A 25,849-nucleotide genomic window follows, 5' to 3' on the forward strand; every position below is an offset into this window, starting at 1 on the left:
CGCGGCTTGTTTCATAAACATGTTTTATACCGGGTAATAAAAATAAGCGGCTGGAATGCCGCCGGACTTAAAGCCCGGCGGCACTAACGTTAAATCACCACCAGTTGGTGGTTCGCCAGCAGCGTGGCGAGGTCGGTCTGCACCCCGTTCAGCGTTATCACGGTCGTTGGGTCGAAGGCTCCGCCTTTACCGTCACGGTCAATCTGAATCTCGGTGCTGCTGCCGTTTTGCACCACTTTGATGTAGTCCCCGATGTTGCCAGCCCCGGCCCCCAGCTGCGCTACGCCATTGACGTAGTGTGCGGAAGCATCTCCGGCGTAACCGCTGCCCTGCAATAGCTCGCGCAGGTCTATGCGGTCGCTGTCTGCGGTGCCTTCCCAGGTCCCGACGCTGAAGCCATTGACCACGTCATGGCCGTTTCCGCCGGTGGCATCAGACCCGTTCAGCAGCTTGTAGAGCAGCGTATCGTGCCCGCCGCTGCCGATGTTGAAGGTGTCGTTGCCGCCGCCGCCTTCGAAGGTGTTATTCCCGCTATTGCCGGTGATCACATCGTCATGGCTGGAGCCAACGATCCCTTCGATATTGCTGAAGGTGGCGGTATTAAACCCGGTATTCTGCGCCCCGGTTTTGCCCAGATCGACGGTGACGCCAACGGTCGAGTTACGGAAATCAACCACATCCATACCGCCCGTCGCGCTCCAGGTCTGGTGATCGGAAGAGGTTTCCCACCCACCGCCGCCGTTGTAGACATAGGTTCCCTGCTCGGCGATAAACGTATCGTTGTAGCCGGTCCCGGTAAGCGTGCCCGCGTGAACGCCGGTCGCGGCATCTGCGGTCAGGGCATAGCTTTCTCTGCCATCGCCTGCGGTGAGCCCGTTCCACGTCGTGTTGCTGGAGACGCCGTTGATCGCCCTTACCAGCTCGGCATGATAGGTTTCGTTCGGGTTGAGGCCGTAGAAACTCACCAGCGCCGAAGCGTCATTGATGCCGATCCCCGACTGGGCGTTAATCACCTGGCTTGCCACCAGCTCGCCCGCTGCGTTATAGAGCTTCACCGTATTGCCGAAGAACACGTTAATGCCCTGGCTGTCGACAATTTTCAGGTGAATCGCCGTGCCCGGCGCCACGGCGTTGGTGTTCCGCTCCAGCGTTACGCTGCCGTTTTGGCGGAAAATCAGCAGGTCCTGCGCGCCGTCCCAGTCGTAGTCGACCAGCGCCGCGCCGGAGACCTGGCTGGTGGTCGCCGAGCCGAACTTCGACGAGGTGAAGCTCGCCACGCCCTTCAGCCCGTCGTTGGTGTACATATACGACTGTCCGGTGTTGGCCAGCTTGATGATGTCCATCCGGCCGTCCATATTCCAGTCCACCGCCACGCTGACCGTGCCGTTATATTTCTCGCTGCCAACCGCCGTGCCGGTAAGCAGATTGCCTTTACCGTCGTTCATCATCAGCAGGCCGCCCGTACCGGCGCGCGACATCCCCATATAGAGATCCATGTAGCCGTCGCCGTCAAAGTCGGCCCAGGTCATGCTCACCGCATTGTTCGCCGCGGCAGACCCCGTCGCGCTGTACATGGTGTTGATGAAGTTCTGGCTCCAGGTAAAGGTGCCGTCCCCTTTGTTAAACATCGTGGACAGCGCATAGATGTTGCCGCCGTTGGTCGTGTGCTGGGCAATATCCACCATGCCGTCGTTGTTCAAATCCACCCCGGACGTTTCAATCACGCTGTTGTAGTTGCCGACTTTTGAGCCTGAGACAAAGTTGGTATAGGTCCCGCCCCCGGATGTTCCTGTCAGCTTGCCTGCGTTGTTGTTCACAAAGGTGCTGGAGTCCGGCCCGCCGGCGTCTCCCATCACAAAGTCAACGTAGCCGTCCCCCTGGAAGTCAATGGATACGACCGCGCCGTACCACAGCAGCGCGCCGACCGTGGCGCTGCTACCGGGGCTGGTTGAGGTGTAGGTTCCATCCCCATTGTTCATCAGTTGGGTGATGTAGCTGTAGTTGGTGCTTTCCACCAGCATATCGGCGTGACCATCACGGTTGATGTCCGCATAGGCGCCGGTAGTGTAGCTCCCGGTCATTGAGAAGTTCCCGCTCACGCTGTAGCTGTTGCGATCGTTGGCGGTAGCAAACTGCTGGTTGCTGGCAAAAGTCCACATCCCGTTGGCGTCCAGCATAAAGCTGGCGGCAATGGCGTTGGTCGCGCTGGTAAAGGCCCAGGCTGGCGTCATGGACGCCTCCGCGCCCACCACTACCGTGCCATGGGTGACATCGACGCTGTTGCCGTTGCCCGCGCTGCTTTTCACCTGCGCCGTAACGTCATAGCTCTTTAACGAAAGCACATCGGCGTCCGGGATCTGCAGGTACCAGGTGTTAGAGGCAGGATCGACCACCACCGCGCCGCCGCGATCGGAGGTGTAGGTCTTGCCATTCACCGTCACTACCACGAACTCGCCGTGCACCAGGTTTGCATCCACGCTCCCGGTGATAATTGGTGTGGTATCCGTGGTGTTCAGCCCATTGACCAGCGCTTTGGTGGTTGGCACCGAGGTGTCGACCGTCAGGCCAAAGTCGTTCGATTCGGTGTAGTTCCCCGCTTTGTCCGTGACGCGCAGGACGTAATGGTAGCTTCCGTCCAGCAGGCCTGAGTCAGCGAACGTCCACCGGGTGCCGCCGGTGATGGTTACGTTGCCCACCAGCACGCCGTCCCGGAAGATCTGCGCGATTTCGCCGTCCGCCAGCGCCTGGTTCAGCGTGCCGTTCAGCACCGGCGAGGTGTCGTCGGTGGAATAGCTGCTGTCGAAATTACCGGTACGTTCGCCGTTGTTATCGGTATAGCTGACGATACTCCCCACGGTATCCGGGGCCACGGTATCAACGGTTACCACCTGGTTGGCGGTTGACCCGACGTTTCCGGCCTGATCGATGATGCGAACCTGGTAAACATAGTCGCCATCGGCCAGGGTACGGCCATCAACGTAGTGCCAGGCGGTTCCGTTCACCACCGCATCGACCCAGTTCCGCCCGCCGTCGAGGCTGATTTGCACGCGCTCATCGCTCGCCAGGGCATGGCCCAGCGTGCCGTTCAGCGTCAGCGTGGTATCCATGGTGATAAAGTCGCTGGCGCTCTGGCCGGTATCATCAGAAATACCGTCGATGGTGATGCCATAGGCAGGCGCGACGGTGTCTACCGTGACGGTCTGGCTGGTGGTTGCCCCCACGTTTCCGGCCAGGTCGACGACGCGAACCTGCCAGGTATGGTCCCCGTCCGCAAGCTGGCGTCCGTCGGTATAGCTCCAGCGGGTGCCGTTCACCGAGGTGGCGTAAAACCAGCTGGCTCCGCCGTCGATGCTGATTTGAACGAATTCGTTGCTGCCCAGCGGCGCGCCCAGAGAACCGTTCAACGTCAGCGTATTATCGTTGGTGATAAAATCACTGTTGCTGAAGCCGCTGTCGGTGGTGATGCTGTCGACGGTCACGGTGACAGACGCGTCCGGCGGCGTGGTATCTACCGTTACGTTCTTAGATGCGCTCTGCCCAACGTTACCGGCATCGTCAACCACCCGAACCAGGTACTGATAAGTGCCATCGCTGAGGGTTCGTCCGTCGTTGAAGTACCAGGTTGAGCCAATCGTTACTACCGTCTGCCAGACCGTGCCCCCGTCCAGGCTTATCTGAACGTATTCCCCCGCCAGCAGCGGGGCGCCCAGCGAACCGTGAACAGTCAGCGAGGTATCGCTGGTAACGAAGTCAGTGTTACTCAGACCCGTATCGGTGCTGATGCTGTCAATCGTGACGGTTTTACTCGCGTCCGGCGCCACGGTATCTACCGTTACCAGTTGGCTGGCCGTCGAACCGATATTGCCCGCGTCGTCGACAACGCGTAGCTGATAGAGGTGGTCGCCATCCGCAAGCTGACGCCCGTCAACGTAGCTCCAGCTGGTGCCGCTAACGCTGACATCAACCCATGTTTTACCGCCGTCAATGCTGATTTGGGCGTGCTCACCCGCCGCCAGCGGGGCACCGAGCTTGCCGCTGAGGGTCAGGGTATTGTCGCTGGTAATAAAATCGTGTGCGTCCAGCCCCGTGTCGCGGGAGATAGCCTCGACGGTTATCGTTGTCCCCGCATCCGGTGCCACGGTGTCGACGGTGACATTTTTCGTTGCCGTCGAGCCGACGTTACCTGCGTTGTCCACCACGCGAACGTGGTAGGTGACCGTGCCGTCCGGCAGCGGGCCGTCCGCGTAGGCCCATGACGTCCCCGTGACCACCAGATCCGTCCAGGTTTTACCGCCGTCGAGGCTGATTTGCGCTTTCTCATTATTGCCCAGCGCTCCGCTCAGGGAGCCTTTTACGACGACCTTGTTGTCGGCGGTAATAAAGTCGCTGGCGCTCAGCCCGGTATCGTTTTGCAGCGAGTCAATGGTAATGGTCATCTGCGGGGGCGTGGTATCCACCGTGATGGTACGGTCGACACCCGCACTGTTGCCGATGCTGTTGCTGACGCTGGCGTGAATAACATAGGCGTCGCCGTCCGCCAGGGCGGATACCGCGCTGCTGCCCAGGGTGTAGCTCCAGGTCCCGTCGCCGTTCACCGTAGTGGTGTATTTTTGCCCGTTCAGCGTAATGGTCACGGTTTGCCCCGCAGGCGCATTGGTGACTCCGCTTAGCACCAGCGGCGTGCCGTGCTCCGCCGCGCTGACGATATCGTCCCCGGCAAAGGTGTTGATGCTGATAGTTGGCACTTCGCCGCTCAGGGTGACCTGCTTGTCCGCGCTGCTGCTGTTGCCCGCTTTATCGCTTACGCTGGCAGAGATTTGATAGCTGCCGTCCGCCGCGCCCAGGAAATCCTGAGCGGGAACGGTCACCGACCAGGTGCCGGTATCGCTCACCACCGCCTGGTAAGTGTGATTATTGAAGGTCACGGTAATCGTCTGCCCAGGCTGGGCGTTGGTTGTCCCGCTGATAGCCTGGCCTGCCTGCTGTTCGGCGCTGTTGATGATGTCGTCCCCGGCCACCTTGTCGAAGGTGATGGTCGGCGCGGTGGTGTCCACCGTCAAAGTACGATCCGCGCTGCCCGGGTTCCCGGCTTTGTCATTCACTGCGGCATGGACGCTGAACTCGCCGTCAGCGAGCTTCGCCAAATCTTCGGCCGCCACGGTAATGCTCCAGCTACCATCGGCCTGAACCGTGGCTTCATAGCTCTCGCTGCCCAGCTTCACGGTCACTTTCTGCCCGGCTTCTGCGCTGCTGGTGCCGCGAATGGTTAAGGGCTGCTGCTGTTCGGCCGCGTTGATCGCGTTGTCGCCGGAGATGTCGGCGATGGTGACTATCGGCGCCACGGTATCGACGCTGATGTTATGGGTCGCCGACGTCGCGTTGTTCGCGCTGTCGGTCGCCGACGCCATTACCGTGTAGCCGCTGCCGTGCGCCAGATTCTGTACCTGGTTTGCCGGGACGGTTACGCTCCAGCCGCCGCCCGGCTGAATAGTGGTGGTGTACTGAATGCCGTTCAGGGTGACCGTCACCTGAGTGCCTACGGCCAGTTCGGTGCTGCTGCCGCCGATCGTCAGATCCTGCCGGGCTTCCGCGGCGTTAATGACGTCATCATGGCTGATGGTGTCGATAGTCAGCCCAATGCGGGCGGCGTTAACCTCAACCGTGTGGGAGTTCGCTCCCTCGTTTCCGGCACTGTCGGTCAGCGTGGCGGTAATCGTCGCCGTGCCGTTTTTCAGCGCTGATACCGCCGAGGCCGGCACGCCGACGCTCCAGTTGCCTTTGGCATCCACCTGAGTAACGTACTGAACCCCGTCGAGGGTGATGATGATTTTGTTCCCGGCCGCCGCGCCCGTGCTTGAGCCAGAGATAATCTGCGCCTGAGCGTGCTCTTCAAGGTTGATGATGTCGTCACCCGCCACGGCGTTAAAGCTAACGGTTGGCGCGGTGGTATCCAGCGTCATGTTCTGGCTGCCGGTGGTTTTGTTACCTGCCGCGTCGCTGACGTCAACTTTTATCACATACTGGTTATCCGCCAGCGCCCCCAGGGCGGTTGAATCAAGCGTAATACTCCAGGTACCGTCCGCTTTCACCACGCCGGTGTAGGTTTTTCCGTCCAGGGTGAGCGTGACCGTCTGCCCGGCTTGCGCATTTGACGTCCCGGTGACGGTCACGCCCGCGCCTGCTTCCGCGGCGTTAATCACGTTGTCCGTGGCAATCGGGTTGATAGTCAGCCCAGGTGCCGTGGCGTCAACGCTGAACTCACGCTCCGCGCTGGCGCCGTTCCCGTTCACGTTAGTGACGCTAACTTTTACCGACGCATCGCCGTCCTTCAGCCCGGCGATGTCACTCGCTGGCACGGTATAGTGCCAGCTACCGTCGGACTCAACCTGAGCCGTGTAGGTGCGGCCGCCGAAGGTAATAGTGACGGTTTGCCCTGCCTCAACGTTCTGGGTTTTACCTGACAGCACCAGGTCCGCCCCTTTCTCGGCGGCGTTAAGCACGTTATCCGCCGTGATATTTTCAACGCTGACCGCGACCGGGCTCAGATCAACATTCACCGAGCGATCGATAGAGATAGGGTTGCCCGCGCTGCTGCTGCCCGCGGCCGTCACGGTGAGATTACCTGCCGCCCACAGGCTGACATCTCCCGCCGGAACGGCTGCCGACCAGGTTCCGCTGGCGCTAACGGTAGCCAGATAGCTCTTGCCGTTAATGGTGACGGTGACGGTGCTGCCTTCGCTCATGCCGCTGGCGCTGCCGCTGATAATCAGATTCTGATTGTGTTCGATGGCGTTGACGACGTCGTCGCCCGCCACGGTGTTGATGCGGATACCCGGCAGGCTGGCGTCAACCGTAAACTCGCGATCTGCCGTGCCGCTGTTGCCGTGGCCGTTGGTGACCGAAGCCGTGACGGTTAATTTGCCGTTACCCAGGGCGGTCAGCACGTCGGCTGGCAGGTCGAGGCTCCAGCTCAAATCACTCTGCACCGTCGCGGTATAGGTTTTTCCGCCCAGATTAATAGTGACAGCGTCACCTGCGGCGGCATTGCTGACTTTACCGCTAAGGGTCTGACCTGCCGCAATTTCGGCAGCATTGAGAACGTTGTCTGCGGTAACCGGGTTAATCGTGATGCCCGGTGCGGCGGTGTCCACCAGCAGACTGGCGCTGGCGCCGGCACTGTTGCCGATGGAACTGGTTGCGGTCGCGGTCAGCGTGTAGTTGGCTTCCCCCAGTCCGGCCAGGTCGCCCGGCTGAACGTCCACGCGCCAGTTGCCGCTGGCATCGGTGGTGGCGGTATAGTTTTTGCCGTTCAGCGTCACGATAACGGCGGTGCCCGGCGCCAGATTAGCGCTGGTGCCGCTCAGCGTCAGCACTTCGCCCTTTTCAATGGCGTTCAGCACATTATCGCCGCTGATGGCATTAAAGTTCACTGACGGCAACCCGGTATTGACCGTCACTTCATGGCTGCCGCTGCCGGTATTGCCCGCGCTGTCCGTCAGGCTGGCGTTGATGGTGACCTTGCCGTCCGCCAGTTGACTAACCACGCTGGCCGGGACGCCGATGCTCCAGTTGCCCGCCGCATCCACGGTGGTGGTCCAGCTGTTTGCGCCGATAGTCACGGTGATTTTATCCCCTGCCGCAGCGCCGCTGCTGGAGCCGGAGATAATCTGCGCCTGGCCGTGTTCGGCAAGGTTAATTACGTCATCGCCCGCCACCACACCAAACGAGATGGACGGCACGGTGACGTCCACGCTGAGGTTATGGCTCGCGGAGGATCCGTTGCCCGCGGCATCGCTGACGCTGGCGTCAACGGTATACACGCCGTCACCCAGCGCTGAGGCTTTGTCAGCAGGGACAGTTATGCTCCAGGTGCCGTTGGCCTGCACGATACCGGTATAAGTTTCATTGTTCAGCGTGACGGTCACGGTCTGCCCCGGCTCCGCATTGCTGGTGCCGGTAATGACCAGCGGCTGCCCGGCCTCGGCGGCATTGAGCACGTCATCCCCGGCGATGGTGTTGATTTGCAGAGTCGGGGCTGCGGTATCCACGCTGATTTCACGCCCGGCCGAAGCCCCGTTGCCGGTCACGTTAACGACGCTGACTTCCACGGAAGTATCACCGTCTTTCAGGCCTTTCATATCATTAGCCGGGACGGTGAATTTCCAGCTGCCGTCGCTTGCTACCTGAGTGGTGTAGGTGTGCCCGGCAAAGGTAATGCTGATGGTCTGCCCGGCTTCCACATTCTGCGTCATCCCGGAGAGCAATAAATCAGCGCCTTTCTCGGCGGCGTTCAACACGTCGTCCCCGGCAATCTGGCCGATGGTTATCGCCACCGCACTGAGATCCACATTGACGGTGTGATCGATGGTGACCGGGTTACCTGAGCTGCTGGTCCCCCCCGCCGACACGGTAATATCTCCGGCCTGCCACTGGCTGACTTCGTTTCCTGGCACCACGGTCTGCCAGCTACCGTCGGCACGCACCGTTGCGGCATAGTCTTTACCGTTGATGGTCACGGTTACCGTGCTGCCTTCGCTCAGCCCGCTGCTGGTACCGTTGATTACCAGGTTCAGGCCATGCTCAATGGCGTTGATAACATCATCGCCCGCAATGGTATTAACCCTGATGCCCGGCAGTGCCGCGTCGATGGTGACATCGCGCGAACCTGTGCCGGTGTTACCCGCCCCGTCCGTCACGGAGGCGTTAATTTTAAGCGAGCCGTCGCCGAGTGCGGTCAGCACATCCTGGCCAAGGGTCAGGCTCCAGGTAAGATCGCTCTGCACCTTCGCGGTATAGTTCACCCCGCCGATGTTAATGGTCACGTCCGCCCCGGCCTGCACGCCGGTCACACGCCCGGAGATCGTCTGGCCGGTTGCCAGCTCTGCGGCATTGATAATGTCGTCGATCGCCACGGCATTGATGATAACCCCCGGCAGCGTAGAGGCGACCTCCAGGGTGCTGCTCTGGCTGCCAGCGTTGCCCACGCCGTTGCTGGCGCTGACGGAAACTTCATAGAAGGCCTCGCCAAGCTTGCCGACATCACCTGCTGGTACGGTGGTGGTCCATTTCCCGTCAGCCCCAACGGTGGCCGCATAATTTTTACCGTTCAGATTCACGGTCACCGAAGTCCCCGCCGCAAGGCCGGTAGACGTGCCGCTAATGACTACATCACCCGTTTTCTCATCGGCGTTGAGAATGTTGTCCCCCGCAATGGTGTCGATGCTCAGGGTTGGCGCGACGGTATCTACCGTCACGGTATGCGAGGTATCGCCGGTATTTCCCGCTTTGTCGGTGATGGAGGCGGTCACCGTGTAGGTGTTGTCCCCCAGCGCGCTAACATCCGCTCGCGGTACGCCCACGCTCCAGTTGCCGTTCGTATCCACCACGCCGGTATACTGCTTATTACCCAGCGTGACGGTCACGATATCACCGGCCTGGGCGCCGGTGCTGGTGCCGGAAATCACTAACGCCTGACCGTGTTCGGTCTGGTTAATCACATCGTCGGTTGCCATCGTCCCGATGGTCACTTTAGGCACGGTAACGTCCACCAGCACGTCGCGACTGGCGCTGCCGGGGTTACCCGCCTGGTCTTCTACGCTTGCGGTAACGGTGATGTTGCCGTCGGTCAGCTTGCCGACGTCCGCGGCAGGTACGGTCAGGCTCCAGCTGCCGTCTGCTTTTACCGTTGCCTGATAGCTTTCACCGTTCAGACGCACGGTCACGGTCTGTCCCGCCTCAGCGGTACTGGTCCCGCTGATGACCAGATCCTGCTTCGCCTCTGCGGCATTCAGCAGGTTATCCTGGCTGACCGGATCGACGGTTAACGCCGGGGCAAGAGTGTCGACGCTGACGTTTTGTGCCGCATCGGTGCTGTTGCCATTTTTGTTGGTGACGCTCACCTGAACGGCGGTATCACCCTCTTTCAGGTTCACCATATCCGCCGCCGGAACGGTGTATTTCCAGCTACCGTCCGCCTGAACAGTGGCGGTGTAGGTATGCCCGGCAAAGGTAATGTTGACGGTCTGGCCCGGCTCTACGTTTTGCGTCATGCCGGAGAGTTCGAGGTTGGCGCCCTTTTCGGCGGCGTTCAGCACGTTATCGCCGGTAACCGCATTAATGCTGATGACCACTTCGGTAAGGTCGACGGTAACCTGGTGCTGGATAGCCACATCGTTCCCCGCGCCGCTGCTGCCTTTCACCTCAATGGTGACGGCACCTTCTGCCCAACGAGCGACATCTTCCCCCGGTACAGCGGCCTGCCAGCTGCCGTCCGCGCGGACGGTTGCCGCATAGTCTTTACCGTTAATCGTCACGGTCACCGCGCTGCCCGCGCCGAGCCCGCTGCTGGTCCCGTTGATAATCAGGTTCTGGGTATGTTCGATGGCGTTAATCACGTCATCGCCCGCGACGGTGTCCACGCGCAGACCCGGCAGATTCGCGTCGATAACGATATCCCGACTGCCGCTCCCGGTGTTGCCGTGGCCGTTGGTCACGGAGGCCGTGATGGTCAGTTCGCCGTTACCCAGCGCGGTGAGGATTTCTTTGGAAACCGGCAGGCTCCAGCTCAAATCATCCTGGACGGTCGCCTGATACAGCTTGCCGCCGAGATTAATCGTGACAACGTCACCTTTAACTGCCCCGGTGACGGTGCCGCTGAGCGTCTGGCCGCCGGCAATTTCCGTGATGTTGAGGATATTGTCGCTGGTCACGCTATTGACGATGACGGTCGGCAAGGCGCTGTCGACCTGCACATTGTGGCTGTCGCTACTGCTATTACCGTGGGCGTCGGTCACCGCCGCGGTCACCGTATAGTTAGCTTCTCCCAGCTTGCTGACGGCGGAAGCCGGAACCGTTGTGCTCCAGCTGCCGTCTGTGCCGGCCACGGCCTGATAATTAATCCCGTTCAGGGTGACGGTGATGAGGGTGCCCGCTGGCTGGTTGCTGGTGCCCGAGAGCACCAGGTCCTGGCCCTTTTCCGTCGCGTTAATGACATCATCACCCGCGATAGTGGCAAGCGAGATAACCGGCAGCGCGGTGTTGACGGTCAGAGCGCGATCGGCGCTGCCGCTGTTGCCTGCCGCATCGGTGACGCTGGCGGTGATGGTGTAGCTGCCGTCCGCCAGGCCGTTAATGACCGACGCCGGAATACCGACATTCCAGTTGCCGTTACCGTCCAGCGTAGTGGTGAAGGTGAACGACGTTCCCTGCCCGTTGGTCACCACGACGGTAACCACATCCCCTGCGGCAGCCCCGGTGCTGGTGCCGCCCACGGTATGAGCCTGGCTATGTTCGCTGGCGTTGATGATGTCATCCCCGGCGACGGGGTCGATGCTCAGTTTCGGCTCGGTGATATCCACCCGCATGCCCCGGTCAGCGTTTGCCGGGTTACCGGCTTTGTCCGCGACAGAGGCGCTAACGGTGAGCGTGCCGTCCTTGAGTGCGGCCAGATCGCTAGCCGGCACGCTGACGCTCCAGCGGCCGTCAGCGCCGACCGTCGCGGTATAGTTGACGTTATTCAGCGTCACCGTCACTTCCTGCCCCGGCTCCGCGCTGCTGCTGCCGCTGACAATCAAAGGCTGTTTCGCCTCTGCGGCGTTAAGCAGGTTATCCCCGCTCAGCGGATCGATAATTAACGTAGGCGCGCTGGCGTCCACGCTGTATTCCTGAGTGGACGTCGCCGGATTGCCGTTGGCATTGCTGACGCTGACGGTCACCTGGGCATCACCGTCCTTCAGCCTGGCCATATCGGCGGCAGGCACGGTGTAGCTCCAGCTCCCGTCATTATTGACGGAAGTGGTATAGCGATGCCCCGCAAACGTAATGGTAACGGTCTGGCCCGGCTCAACGTTGGTGGTCAGGCCGGAAAGCACCAGGTCGACGCCTTTTTCTGCCGCGTTCAGCACGTTATCGGCCGTCACGCTGTTCACGCTGATAGACACCGGCGCTAAATCGACGTCTACAATACCGTCGATGCCGATCGGGTTTTGGGCCCCATCTTGTGCTTTGGCGGTTACCGTCAGCACGCCATCAGGCCAGGTGCTTACGTCGGCCGCCGGCACGGCTGCGCTCCAGCTTCCATCGGCGTTAACCGTTGCCAGGTAGTCTTTGCCGTTCAACGTCACGGTAACCACGCTGCCTGCGTTCAGGCCGCTGCAGGTTCCGCTGACGACCAGATCCTGGTTATGCTCCGCCAGGTTGATAATGTCATCGCCCGAGATGGTATCGAGGCGCAGGCCCGGCAGTTGGGCATCAATGGTGATGTCATGGTCCGTGCTGCCGGTGTTGCCCCGCCCGTTGGTGACGGAGGCATGGACGGTAAGGTCGCCATCCCCCAGCGCGGTGAGCATCTCTTTGCTCAACGGCAAATTCCAGCTCAGGTCGCTCTGAACGATAACCGTATAGCTTTTACCGCCAAGAATGACCGTAACTTCATCGCCAGCCGCCGCGTTGATCACGCTCCCGGTAAGCACTTGCCCGGCGTTAACCTCCGCGAGGTTGATGATGTTATCGCCCGCGACGGCGTTAATGGTGATGATCGGCAGAGAGCTGTCCACCAGCACGCTGTGGCTGGCAGAGTTGGCGTTGCCGCTGGCGTCCGTGACCGAAGCGCTCACGGTATAGCTGGCTTCACCCAGTTTGGCGACGTCCGGCGCCGGGATCTTCACGCTCCACGCATTGCCGTTGACGACGGCCGCGTAGTCCACGCCGTTCAGATTGACGGTGATTTGCGTCCCGTCTGGCTGATTGCTGGTGCCGCTCACGGTGACTTCCGCGCTCTTTTCTGCCGCGTTAATCACGTCATCCTGCGCGATGGCATTGATGGTGATTTGCGGCAGCCCGGTGGCAACGTCAAATGCCAGCGAGCTGCCGCCGACGTTGCCCGCTTTGTCTGTCACCACGACCGTTGCGGTGTATTTGCCATCCGCCAGGCCGCTTATCACCTCTGCGGGCAGGCCAAGGCTCCAGTTCCCGCTGGCGTCCAGCACCGTAGAGTATTCCACTCCGTTGACGGTGATTTTCACGCTGTCGCCCACGGCGGCGCCGGTGGCTTTCCCGGACAATACCTGCGCCTGAGCGTGTTCGGAGCGGTTCACGATGTTGTCGCCGGCGAAGGTATTGATGGTCACCACCGGCGCGGTGGTATCGACCAGCATCCCGTGGCTTGTGCTGGCCGGGTTGCCCGCTACATCGCTCACGCTGGCGCTAACCGACCAGCTACCGTCAGTCAGGTTAGCCAGATCGGCAACCGGCACGGTAACGCTCCAGGTACCGTCGGCCAGTACCAGTCCGGTATAGCTTTGATTGTTGAGGCTAACGGTGACCGTTTGCCCTGGCTGGGCGGTGCTGGTCCCGGTTATCACCAGTTCCTGTGCCGCTTCGGCATGGTTAAGAATATTGTCGGCCGTGATGCTGTTCAGCGTGATTGACGGGGGCTGGGTATCGACCAGCACTTCACGCGCGCCGCTGGCGCCATTACCGCTGACGTTGGTGACGCTGACGGAGACGTCGGCGCGGCCGTCAATCATGTCGCGCATATCCGCCGCCGGCACGGTAAAAGTCCAGTCCCCGCTCTGGTTAACGGTTGTGGTGTAGGTGTGTCCGGCAAACTTAATGACTACCGTTTGCCCGGCTTCCACGCCAAGGGTCTTCCCGCTCAGGGTCAGATCTGCGGCCTTCTCGACCGCATTCAGCACGCCGTCGCTGGTCACGCTGTTGATTGAAATAGCGACGGCGTTCAGGTCAACGTCCACCGGGCGGGTGGCCGCAACCGGGTTCCCCGACTCGTCGGCGGAGCTGGCAACCATCTCCAGCTTGCCGTTCGGCCAGCCCGCCACATCGGCCGCCGGAATACCTATTTGCCAGCTTCCCGTGGCGCTCACTGCCGCCTGATAGTCCACGCCATTAATGCGCACGGTGATAATCGTCCCGGCGCTGAGGTGCGTGCTGGTCCCCGTCACGGTTAGATCCTGATGCTGCTCGATGGCGTTAATCACGTCATCCCCGGAGACGGTATTGATGCGTAGCCCTGGAAGCTGAGCGTTGATGTTTATGTCGCGACTGCCGGAGCCGGTATTGCCGTGGGCGTTGGTCACGGAGGCGACGATTGAGACATCGCCATCGCCCAGCGCCCGCAGGTCAGCCGCAGGCACCGTGGTGCTCCAGGTCAAATCGCTTTGTACGGTGGCGGTATAGTTTTTACCGCCAATGTTAATGGTGACAGTATCGCCCTGATGCGCCCCGGTGACGCGCCCGCTCAGCATCTGATCGTTGGCAATTTCACTGTTATTAACGCGGTTATCGCCCGCAAAAGTGGACACAATGACGGTGGGCAGCGCCGTGTCTACCTGCAGAGTGGCCGTGGCCGTCCCCGTGTTGCCCGTGGTATCCGTACCGCTCACGCTAAGCGTGTAGGTCGTGTCGCCTAACTTAACCACGTCGCTGACCGGGACCTGCACCTGCCAGACGCCGCCCTGAACTTGCGCGGTATAATTTACGTTATTCAGCGTTACTGTGACGTGGCTGCCGTCCGGCAAATTACTGGTGCCGCTCAGGATTAAGGGCTGAGTCGCTTCAATAGCGTTCAGCACGTTGTCCTGGCTAATGGCGTTGAATGCCACGTTCGGCGGCGTGGAGCTAACGGTAATGTCGTGCGTGGTGGTGCCCGTGTTTCCGGCCACATCGGTAATGGCCACGGTAATGGTGTTCGGGCCTTCAGGCAGCGAAGAGATAACCTCTTTAGGCACGCCGACGCTCCAGCTCCCGTCCGCCTGCACGGTGGTTTGGTAGGTTTCGCTGCCAATAGAAACGGTGACTTTGTCGCCCGGAGCAGCACCCTGGCTGGTGCCGGAAATAATCTGCGCCTGCCCCTGCTCACTGACGCTGAGAATATCATCCCCGGCCACGGTGTTGACGCTGGCTTCCGGCGGCGTGGTGTCCACCAGCAGGGAAGCGTTTGTCGTCGTAGTATTGCCCGCCTTGTCGCTGACGCTGAGGTTCAACGTATAGCTGTTGTCCGCCATCGCCTGCACGTCGGCCGCCGGCACCTCCATGCTCCAGCCCCCGTCGGCACCGACGGTCGCGGTATAGGTTTTGCCGTTCAGCTTGAGGGTCACCACCTGCCCGGCTTCAGCATCGGTTTTGCCGCTGACGGTGACCGCCGCGTTATGTTCCGCGGCGTTAATAATGTTGTCCCCGGCGAGGATATCCAGGGTCAGACTCGGGGCCTGGGTGTCCACCACCAGCGTTTCACTGGCAGAAATATTGTTGCCCGCCGCGTCTTTCCCGCTGACGGTTACCGTCCAGCTGCCGTCGGCCAGGCTTTTAGCATCGGCCGCCGGCACGGTTACGCTCCAGCTACCGTCGCTGCCCACGGTAGTCGCATAGGTTTTGCCGTTCAGGGTAACGGTCAGCGCGGTGCCGCTCGCCAGCTCCGTGGCGCTGCCGCTGATGACAAAATCATTCGCCTGCTCCGCCGCGTTGAGCGTATTGTCGCCCGCCGTCGTCGCGGCGGTCAGTGAAGCCTGAGCGGTGACGACATTGAGGGTTATCTCCCCGGCAGAGGTGATTTTATTGCCGTCAATTTGCACCACGCTGTAGGTGTGCGTCCCGTCCGGCTGCTCGCTCAGCAGAACCTTCCAGTTGCCGTTGCTGTCGACCATCGTGCTGGCAATGGTATTGCCGTTGGCGTCTTTAACCTGGATAGTGGCGCCCGGCTGCCCGGAGCCGCTGAAGGTTGGCGTTGAATCATCGGTAACCGCGTTGCTGCTCAGCAGACCTTGGCTGTCACCTTTGTTGTCGGTGACCATAAAGGTCGGGCGGGCGCTTTCCACCGGTTTGGTGTTGTCGATGACTTCAGTGTGTGACTTGTCGCCGCCGTGTGCCAGCAGCGCGCCAATGCCCACCCCGCCCGCTACGGCACCGGCAACCCAGCCCCACGGCATGTCGCCGAGCAGGGAGCCATCCATGAACGGTTCAATGGACTCAATCGGCACCGCGATAGCGGTTAATTCAGTGCCCTGTGTCCCGACGGCCGCGCCCGCTTCGTCAAAAGTGATATGAGTAAGTGCTTTACCGTCATCAAACACCAGCTCAGAGTGGTGTCCCGGCCGCCCTTCTTCCTCCATGAAATAACCGTTGCAGCGAATAACGCTGCCGTCTTTCATGTACACCAGCAGATCGTTGCCCTGACGCACGTAATGCGCCACGTCTTTGGCGCTGCCGTGAATCTGAATAACGGAAGGGGAAGAGAGCGCCACAGAGAGATTCCCGTCGCCGGTTACCAGGGTTTTCTCTGCATCTTTACGGGAAATAACTTCCAGAATCTTATTCATAGCACTTCTCCTTAAATATGCCGGAACGAGGCATATGTTCTTAATTCTTTTGATGTGGACATCCCTGAGAAATCCAGTTCTCATTTCACATCAGCTTATTTTCAGGCGAATGTGGTTAACCCACTGCCCTGGCTCTCTTTATTTCAGATCGGGTAATTTCGACGCGGCATTTTTTTCTACTCCTGTCAGGGGTAATAAATTATCCACGGCAGCAGCGTAAATTACCGCGGCCTGCCAGCCGTCAAAATCAGCATTAATTTGTGCATAGGCGGCCTGAAAAACATCCTGCTCTATGCTTAATAAATCATTCAGGCTACGCTTGCTGAGCTTATATTCATTTTTATAAACTTCGCGCGCGCGCCGGGCATTCTCTAGCTGCAGCGCCCCTGCCGTTTCACGCCCCCTGGCCCCGTTCCAGTCGGCCATCGCCACCGATGCCTTCTGTAGCACGTCGAATTTGGCCTGTTCAACCTGAGAGGCCGCAATACGCCTTGCGCCCTGAGCCTGCTCGACCTGGGCGGAAACCGCGCCGCCCTGATAGATAGGCGCGTCCACGTTAAGCTGAATCTGGTCGTCCCAGTACGCGCTGTTGTTGGACTGGTAGCGCGTACGCCCGCCCCGCAGGCTTAGCGTCGGCCAGTGGCCTGATTTTGCTTTGTCTACGGCATACCCCGAGGATTCACGCATAGCTTCAGCAGCCAGCACGCTGGGGATCAGCGAGTAGTCAATGTTGTCGAGCGGCTCCTGCTCTAGCGCCAGGCGGACGGGCATAGCCTGATAGTTCGCGGCGCTTACGCCGGTTAACACCGCCAGCCTGGCCTTTGCACTCTGCCGCGCGGCCCGGTACTGCTCCAGCGTCGATCGCATCCCGGCGATGCGCGTCTGGGTTTGCAGCACGTCAGAACTTGAATTCAACCCGGCATCAGCGCGCAGCTTTGCCATGGCGTTAACGTTTTGCAGCGCCGCAATGCTCTCCTCCGTCGCCTCGACCAGCGCTTCATTACGCTTCAGGTCGACATACGCCTGGGCGGTTTTTTCCGCCACGCCGGTTAGCGTCGCCATCAGCTGATAGCGGTAACTTTCGCGCTGGCTTTGCTGCTGACTGATGTTGCTGTTGGTTTTACCAAAGTCGTACACCAGTTGAGTCAAACTCAGCCCGTAGGCCGCCGAGTTCTTGAGCGAGCCGCTGGAGTCCGTGGTACGTGAATGACCGGTACTCCCGTTGAGGGAAATTTGCGGCATCCAGGCACTTCGGGCTTGATCAATCTGCGCCTGACCAATGCCGAACTGTGCCGCCTGCTGAGAGACGGACGGGTCGCGGTCGAGCGCGAACAGAATACTTTCACCCAGCGTCAGGGTTGACGTCTGCGCGATACCGGGTGCCGCGGCCCAGCCCGGCGCCGGTGCGGCCTTCACCTGCATGCCGCTGCCGAGGCAAATAACGGCAAGTATCATGGCTGGCAGGAAATAAGACTCAAGCATAAACAACGATATCCTTAGCCAGGGTAATAATCCGGATGATGTTGTGCCGTCCTGTATTGGAAATAAACAGGCACGGCGCGGTAAGTTATTTCTTTTAAATGGCTGTAATATTTAAATTAAAATACCCACAGCATGGATTTCCATTAATTTCATGGAACAATGCGTTCTGACTAAAAAGAGATAGAAAACTATCCGTCGCTTTCGTTTCTTCTTAAAAATGAAAGTCATAATTCCGCCACCTCTTAATATAAAGGCGACACGCAATATGACTTATTTAAACCGGGGGATCAAACCAGTCACATCCTTTTCCCGAAATGTTTGTAAGAAAAATCCTACCAAAGAAAATTTAACCTCACCAATCATTTGTTGTTAATGATATGTTGCTCAAAAGAAAAGAAATGGGGTATGGCAATCAATAACCCCCAAGAATGAATACATATACACAAATAGCTAACAGTTATAATTCATAAGGTTATAGAATGGATTTTGATGTAAATCAATTTTACATTTCGGGTAAATATGCCGATAAATATGGGCTGCTCATTTTTGGTTGCTTTTCCATAAATGTTACATTGCCGTAAGTTTTGCGCAAAATAAGGCCGTATAGACGGATATTTTCCTCATGGAATAGTCACTTAACGTAAGCGTTTCATGACTAAAATAGCGTGTTCTTGACAAAAAAATGCAAAAAAAAAGACCGGGAAAACCCGGTCTGAAGGTAGCAACATTTATTATCAAGCTTAATGGTCAAGATCGGACAAACGATCTCCCCTCGCGGGAGGGGACCACCAGAGTACCAGCGGCAGATAATTCCGGGCCGTGATAAGCGCCGAAATGTGCCCACATTCAGTAACGCACGCAGACCGTTTTGGTTTCGGTAAAAGCATCCAGCCAGTCCGGGCCAAAATCACGCCCAGTCCCCGACTGTTTCATCCCGCCAAACGGCATGTTGGCATCGATCAGCGTATGGCTATTCACCCAAACCGTCCCTGCCTCTATGCGCCCGGTGTACTGCATTGCCGCCTGTAAGTTGTTGGTCCACAGGCTTGCCGTCAGACCGTAGTCGCTGTCATTGGCCTGCCGCAAGGCTTCTTCCGCATCCGCCACCCGCACGAGGTTAACCACCGGGCCAAAGACTTCTTCTCTGGCGAGACGCAGCGAGGCGGAAGGGTTCACCACCAGCGTCGGTGCAATATAGTAGCCGCTGCCCTGCGGGCCCTGATTGCCGGAGATAAGTTCAGCCCGCTGCTCTTCTGCCTGGGCCAGATAACCGGCGACCTTTTGCTGCTGAACCTTCGAGACTAACGGGTTGATATGGGCCGCCGGATCCATGCCCGCCCCCACCTGCAGGGATTTCACCGCCTGCTCAAAACCGCTCACCAGCGTGTCGAACAGCGGCGCTTCGATATAGACTCGTGAACTGGCGGCACACACCTGCCCCTGGTTGAGGAAGCTGCCCGCCATTAAGCCTTCAATGACCATCGCCGGGTCGGCATCTTTCAGCACGATAGCCGGGTTTTTCCCCCCCAGCTCCAGCGTCACGCGCGTTAACCTGTCCGCCGCCGCTCTGGCTATGCCCTTTCCTGTCGCCGTCGAACCGGTGAAGCTGACTTTGGCAATCAGCGGATGCTCGGTCAGGGCTTTGCCACAGCCCGCACCGCTGCCGGTAACCACGTTGAATACGCCATCCGGTACGCCAGCCTCGGTTGCCAGTTCCGCCACGCGCAGCAGCGTCAGCGGCGTGGTTTCCGAAGGCTTAACGACAATAGAACAGCCTGCGGCCAGGGCCGGCATCACTTTCCACATGCCAATCAGCAGCGGGAAGTTCCACGGTACTATCCCGGCGACGACGCCAACCGGCTCTTTACGCGTCCACGCCTGATAGCGCGCGCCTTCCGGCATCGGGATCGACACGTCGAGGGTCTGGCCGCTGATTTTTGTCGTCAGGCCTGCGGTATAGCGCATCCAGTTCAGCGTGCAGCCCACTTCAAACGCGCGGGAGATGTTGATGGACTTGCCCTGCTCCAGCGTCTCAAGCTGCGCCAGCTCTTCCGTATTCTGCTCAAGCAAGTCGGCAAACCGCAGCAGAATGCGCTCCCGACCGGCAGGCAGCATGTTTGCCCATACGCCGCTGCTAAATGCACGCCATGCGGACGTTACCGCCCGGTCAACATCCGAAGCGCTGGCATCGGCGCTGCTGGAAATTTGCTGCCCGTCCGCCGGGTTAAACACCGGCAGGCGCGTTTCGCTGTCTGACGTCTGCCAGCGGCCATCAATGTACAGCCCGTGTGAACGCTGAAGAAACTGGCGCACACTGCCCAGCACGCTTACCGTTTCTGGCTCGGTCATAGCATCTCCTTATTAAGGTCATTATCGTGTAGCTCACCTTCATTCTAGGCGCTATGTTGAGGTTAGGGTTTTCTGTGGCTGACATTCGCTTTGCTGCCTGTGACACGCTACACAAATGTAGATAATGACTCTTTTTTCGAATCACGTTTACCTATAGTTATTGGCTTCTGGCGGCGAAAAGTGAGGATGTATGGCAGAAAAGCAGTACAACGAGCGATTCGAAAAATGGCTTGACCAGGTGAATCGCGCATGTGGTCGTTTTTCGGGTGCAGCGCTGGAGAGCGGGTTTCACGGCAGTCTGAGCGAGCATCTGGCCCATGCCATCAAGCTTAGCGTGGTGGAAATTAACCAGGCGTGTTTGCTGCGTACAAAGCGTGAAGTCAGCCAAAGCAATGACGCCTGGTTCTATACCGTTTTTCAACTGGAGGGGGAAGCGGTGATGGAGCAAGGCGATCGCCAGGCCGTGCTTGCCCGGGGCGATATCACGCTGATTGACGCCGCCCGCCCCAGCTGTTTTACCTATACCGACGGGGCGAAGCAGGTTTCGCTCTTGCTGCCGCGCCATCTGCTGGAGCAGCACCTGCGCCAGGGCGAGGTGCCCTGCGCGCAACGCCTTCCTGCAGAGATGCCCGTTGTGCGCCTCAGCCACGGTTTACTGCGCGAAAGCATGGGTAGCGACGGCCTCAGCGGCGGAGAAAGTGAAGCCACGCTGGAGGCGATTGCCTGCCTGCTTGCGCCGGCGCTGATTCAACACAGCCTGCCGAACTCAAAGCGCGACCGTCACCTGCAGAAGGTCATGTCGCTGATTGATGAGCATATTCAGTCCGAAACGCTGCGCCCGGAGTGGATAGCCGCAGAGTCAGGCATGTCGGTGAGAAGCCTTTACCGACTGTTTGCCGATAAAGGGCTGGTTGTCGCGCAATACATTAAGAACCGCCGGCTGGATCTCTGCGCTCAGGCGCTGCGCACCGCCAATGACAGCGAAAAGCTGGCGGGCATTGGCTACAGTTGGGGGTTTGCCGATCACAGCCATTTTTCAACGGCGTTTAAGGGCAGGTTTGGCGTGTCGCCGCGGGAGTATCGCAAACGCTTTCAGTCTGCCTGAAACGCCAATCCTCTGGCTATTATCCATAATTCAACCCTCCCGCCGGCCCTCTCCCTGAGGGAGAGGGAGAAAACGACTGACGGGGAATAAACGCATAGCTATTTTTTCATCCATTGCCCGTTCAGCCCGCGCACGTATTCCCCGGCGGGCGCTCTCTCCACCAGCTTCTGGCCTGCCAGACGAGCAACTTCATTGAGCGAGACATTATTCGTGTCCGCCAGCTGCTGATAGTGTTGGGCGCGGCCTTCGTTGATGCTTTTCACCAGCGCCAGCGTCTCCGGATCCTGCTTGATGGGGGCAATGTAGCCGCTTAATGTTTCACCCACGCGCCCCTGCTCGCGCGCTTCGCTTAGGGTTAATGCCATCACCGATGTGCTGAAGAACAGGCCGGCCAGCAGTATGCCTTTAATCACAGAATTCATCGCCGTTCCCCTTCTCAGAACAGATCGCTACGGTTTTTAAGCAGGCTTTCGACGTCTTTATCCACTTTGATGTGGATTTCATGCTCAATTTTGACGTTCATATTGATGGTGATGGGCTCTTTAGGGGCGGCCACCTCAATGCGTGGCGTACAGCCTGTCAGCAACAGTGCCGTAGATACCAGCAGCACAGCGGTAAAATAGTTCATTTGGATTCCTCACAGGCTTCGCCGGCTTGGGTGCAGCGAGCCGTTGGCAGCGCGGCGTTCTCTTCCAGCCAGGTTTGTAAATTATCGCCAAAGCGCAAACTGCGCCACAGAGTAAACAGGTTTTCCTGATGGGTATAGTTGAGATTGACGGTGTTGGTTTTGCCCTCGACGTGGCTAATACCGGTCACGCTTGAGCGCATCCTGACCACCCCGAGGTTGTCGAGGTCGATTTGAGTCCAGGAACGCGAGATCTCCATGTAGCGCAGCCAGTTGATTGCCGCGCCAGCTGCCATATTGTTATCAACAATGGCATCGGCCATGTCTTTATCCATGCGGAACGTCATTGGGCCAGGGTTAGTCAGCCAGCCGTCTTTGATTATCCACTGCGGGTGGTTGAGCCACAGCGGCAGCGCACCGTTGAAGCGCCCGGACATACTGAACTGCTTAGGGTTAATAGCGGTAACCAACTGGCTGGCAGACAGCCCCTGCAGGCGTAAGAGCGCCGCGTCATGCTGCGGCATACGCAACTGCTGCATAGAAATTTTTCCGCCCAGCACATCCGCATTGACGTTGCTCAGCAGCAGCGGCTGTTGCTCACTCCACGGGTACCAGCCTTCCAGATCGGCCGTGATGTTTTGCGCCGCTATCTGATTTCGTATCTCCGCAATGCGCAGCGTTACCGGCCCGCGCCTGCCAAGGCGCCAGGTCGAATCGCTAAAGCGGAACGGCAGCACAAAATCCACGCCGTTAATCTGGTTGTCCGGCATCCACACGCTACCGCTTTTGACCACGCCGTGCCCCCCGGCTTCAAAGCCCTGCCCGGCCGCCGCGGAGAAGGCGACCTGGGCGTAGAGGTCCCCTCCTTTGAGATCCATTTTCCAGTCGACGGGCAGAAGCGGCTGGAACACGGTGAGCGTTTGTTTCGGCCACCACGCGTTCCCCCTCAAGCGTTCTCCGTCCCAACGGCCTACCACGCGCACCGGGCCAATCTTCCCTGCATGTAGATTGCCTTTGAACAGGAAAGAAGTTGGATTTTGCCCGTCAACGCTGAATTTAAGCGTCGATGGCGGCAAGGTGCTCCCCCCGCTAAAGGTCGTCGCCCCGGCGTCCAGCGAGAAATCGCCGGTGAAGATCTCTTTTTGTTCGTTCCGCTCCCAGCGCAGCGGATTGTCCAGGCTCAGGCGAGGCTTCGACATCAGCATAGAGCCGTACTGAAGCTTGTCGAAACCGGTGGAAAGAGAGTTCAGTTCAATGGCGCTGTCACGCCATTCACCAACGCCGCGAACATCCCATTTCGCCTGCATCGGCGTGAAGCTGCCCTTCCCCCAGTAGCGCCATTGCCACAGGCCTGCGTCCGGCAGGAAATCATTGGCCTTACCGTCCAGATGTAGTTCAACGGCCCCCATTTCATTGTCGTGGGCACGCAAGATGGCCTGTAGCCTGCCGTCTATACCTTTACTAGAGACGCGCACGCCGGCCAGCGGCCAGCGCACATCATCGATATTCAGCGTTTCGATAAGGCGGCCACGCGACCGCAATAACGCCCCGGGTTGGAACAACAGCCTCGGGTCAGTCACCGCGCCCGTCAGTTCGCCCGGCAGTACCGCATAGAAAATCAGCTGGTCCTGCTTCGCCTCGCCGGTGAGCTGCAGCGGTAAAGCGCTGTCTGTCAGGCTGAGTTTGCCGGGCCCGATGTTAAGCACGGCGTTGCCTTTCCCGGCTTCGCCCTGGGTCAACACGTTCAGCCGCCCGGTAAATACGGCGTTATCCAGCCCGGCCTGCCAGTTATCCACTTTCAGCGACAGCCCGCCGCCCAGCGGGAAGCCTTCATAAGGCCAGCGCCACTGCCCGGCGTTGATTTCAAGGGCGTTTTCGCTCAGGCGCCAGGGAATGCTCAGCAGCGGCGCCTCGTCCCCTGACGATTTTTTCACCGTCAGCGTGCCGGCGTTAGTGTGCCAGTTGAGGGCCACCTGCAGCATGTCCGGCTCCTGCGGGATTTGCAGCTGTGTGGCAACCTGCCCGTCCGTAGGCAGCCCATCCGGCACCAGCGGGAGCGTCAGGTCGCCCACCAGCTCAAGCGGCGGAAGCCCTTCAAATGCCCCCACTTTCAGTTCGCTGACCCTCAGGTTTTGTCCTTTAAGCGTGGCGGATAGCGTGAGTAATTTGCCCCGATAATCCAGCTGCTGCTGCTGCGGGGTTAGGGAGAGATGTAGCGCGCCCGCGTACTGCAGCCACGGGGTGATATTTAGCTGGTCGATAGTCAGCCATGTGTTTGGCAGCATTTTCTGCCATTCTTCAAGGGTGCGCGGCGCGGCGGGGGCCACATCATCTGCGGGGATCTTGCTGATACAGTCAGGATTGAGATTCAGCCCGGCGAGGTGAAGCCGCCAGCGGCTCGGATGGCTGAGGGTCGCATCCTTTAAGCTGGCGAGTTCACACTCCCCGGCGAAATAGCGAAGATCGGGGATAATAATCGCGCCGTTGCGCAGACGCGGACTGGCCTCCATCGCGATGTGGGTGCCCTGCGGGAGCCAGATACCGGCGAGCGTCGGCAGCCAGTGGGCCACCGTTAATAGCAGCGACAGCGGCAGCAGAATCAACGCAAGTAACAGCGCAAGTGCGGCTTTATATTTACCCTTCATGGGTGGTTAATATCCTGATTCAGCGACAATTTAAGCCGAAATATGTCATTATTCTGGCACGATTCAGGCCGGGCGTGAAGGCGGCGGCTGTATTAATCATAGTCGGCCCGGAAAGTGAAATAGTCACCTGCCGTTAAAATTTCAGTTTATAAATTGTATGATTATTTTAAGCATGATAGTTTTGGAACCAACCCTTTCTGGAGATAAGTCTTATGAAACTTGCGGTTTATAGCACAAAACAGTACGACAAAAAGTATCTGGAGCAGGTTAACCAGGAATATGGCTTTGATCTTGAATTTTTTGACTTCCTGTTAAGCGAAAAAACGGCCAAGAACGCCAACGGCTGCGACGGCGTGTGTATTTTCGTTAATGATGATGGTAGTCGCCCTGTGCTGGAAGAGCTAAAAAAACATGGCGTTAAGTTTATCGCGCTGCGCTGTGCCGGCTTTAACAACGTTGATTTAGACGCGGCGAAAGAGCTTGGTATGCCGGTGGTTCGCGTTCCCGCCTACTCACCGGAAGCCGTGGCTGAACACGCGGTCGGGATGATGATGTGCCTTAATCGCCGCATTCATCGCGCCTATCAGCGCACCCGTGACGCCAACTTCTCGCTTGAAGGCTTAACCGGCTTTACCATGCACGGCAAAACGGCAGGTGTGATCGGCACCGGTAAAATCGGCGTTGCCGCGCTGCGTATTTTGAAAGGGTTTGGCCTGCGCCTGCTGGCGTTTGATCCGTATCCGAGCGCAGCGGCGCTGGATTTAGGCGTGGAATATGTCGATCTTGAAACGCTGTTTGCGCAGTCCGACATTATTTCCCTGCACTGCCCGCTAACCCCGGAAAACTATCACCTGCTGAACCAGACCGCCTTTGATCAAATGAAAGACGGCGTGATGGTGATTAACACCAGTCGCGGTGGGCTGATTGATTCCCAGGCCGCCATTGATGCCCTGAAGCACCAGAAAATTGGCGCGCTGGGCATGGATGTGTACGAGAACGAACGCGATCTGTTCTTCGAGGATAAGTCCAACGACGTGATTCAGGACGACGTGTTCCGCCGCCTCTCCGCCTGCCATAACGTGCTGTTTACCGGCCACCAGGCATTTTTGACGGCAGAAGCGCTGATCAGCATTTCCGAAACGACGCTTGAAAATCTGCGTCAGCTCGAAAAAGGCGAGCCTTGCCCGAACCAGCTGAACTGATTTTCCGCGCGCCTCTCGCAGGCTGTGGGCTGATTTTAAGAATATCCTTACTGATTCATGCGCCACATCCTGCGAAAGTGGCGCGCTTTCATTGATGACACATAAACCTT

At 58.9% G+C, this 25,849-nt stretch carries 8 protein-coding genes; 2 read left to right on the forward strand and 6 right to left on the reverse strand.

Annotated features, from left to right (window positions below):
* Positions 1 to 89 precede the first annotated feature (89 nt).
* The 3 genes from VW41_11865 to VW41_11875 form a co-directional block, all read right to left on the reverse strand.
* Positions 90 to 16,331 (reverse strand): type 1 secretion target domain-containng protein, encoded by a 16,242-nt coding sequence (locus VW41_11865; GenBank protein AJZ89680.1) that lies wholly within the window; start codon positions 16,329 to 16,331, stop codon positions 90 to 92.
* Positions 16,332 to 16,469: 138 nt separating this feature from the next.
* Complete coding sequence (locus tag VW41_11870) at positions 16,470 to 17,819, reverse strand: CyaE (GenBank protein AJZ89681.1); 1,350 nt, start codon at positions 17,817 to 17,819, stop codon at positions 16,470 to 16,472.
* Between the two features lie 840 nt (positions 17,820 to 18,659).
* Positions 18,660 to 20,162, reverse strand: a complete 1,503-nt coding sequence (locus tag VW41_11875; GenBank protein AJZ89682.1) for an aldehyde dehydrogenase — start codon at positions 20,160 to 20,162, stop codon at positions 18,660 to 18,662.
* A gap of 190 nt (positions 20,163 to 20,352) precedes the next feature.
* Here VW41_11875 and VW41_11880 point away from each other — a divergent pair, with 190 nt between their 5' ends.
* Entirely contained in the window at positions 20,353 to 21,267 is a 915-nt protein-coding gene (locus VW41_11880) for a transcriptional regulator (GenBank protein AJZ89683.1), read from the forward strand.
* Positions 21,268 to 21,365: 98 nt separating this feature from the next.
* On the opposite strand, the gene VW41_11885 is transcribed toward VW41_11880, so the two are convergent.
* From VW41_11885 to VW41_11895, 3 genes are read right to left on the reverse strand one after another with little or no spacing between them, the layout of a single operon-like run.
* Positions 21,366 to 21,689: a hypothetical protein gene (locus VW41_11885; GenBank protein AJZ89684.1), complete on the reverse strand. Its 324-nt coding sequence runs from the start codon at positions 21,687 to 21,689 to the stop codon at positions 21,366 to 21,368.
* Between the two features lie 14 nt (positions 21,690 to 21,703).
* Positions 21,704 to 21,895 (reverse strand): lipoprotein, encoded by a 192-nt coding sequence (locus VW41_11890; protein AJZ89685.1) that lies wholly within the window; start codon positions 21,893 to 21,895, stop codon positions 21,704 to 21,706.
* Entirely contained in the window at positions 21,892 to 24,537 is a 2,646-nt protein-coding gene (locus tag VW41_11895) for a hypothetical protein (protein ID AJZ89686.1), read from the reverse strand. The genes VW41_11890 and VW41_11895 overlap by 4 nt, the downstream gene beginning before the upstream one ends.
* Before the next feature lie 212 nt (positions 24,538 to 24,749).
* Between VW41_11895 and VW41_11900 the strand changes: the two genes are divergently transcribed.
* Positions 24,750 to 25,739 carry a lactate dehydrogenase gene (locus tag VW41_11900; GenBank protein AJZ89687.1) on the forward strand — a complete coding sequence of 330 codons (990 nt, stop codon included), beginning with the start codon at positions 24,750 to 24,752 and terminating at the stop codon, positions 25,737 to 25,739.
* Positions 25,740 to 25,849: the final 110 nt, after the last annotated feature.

The organism is Klebsiella michiganensis (assembly GCA_000963575.1).
Lineage (GTDB): Bacteria > Pseudomonadota > Gammaproteobacteria > Enterobacterales > Enterobacteriaceae > Cedecea > Cedecea michiganensis_A.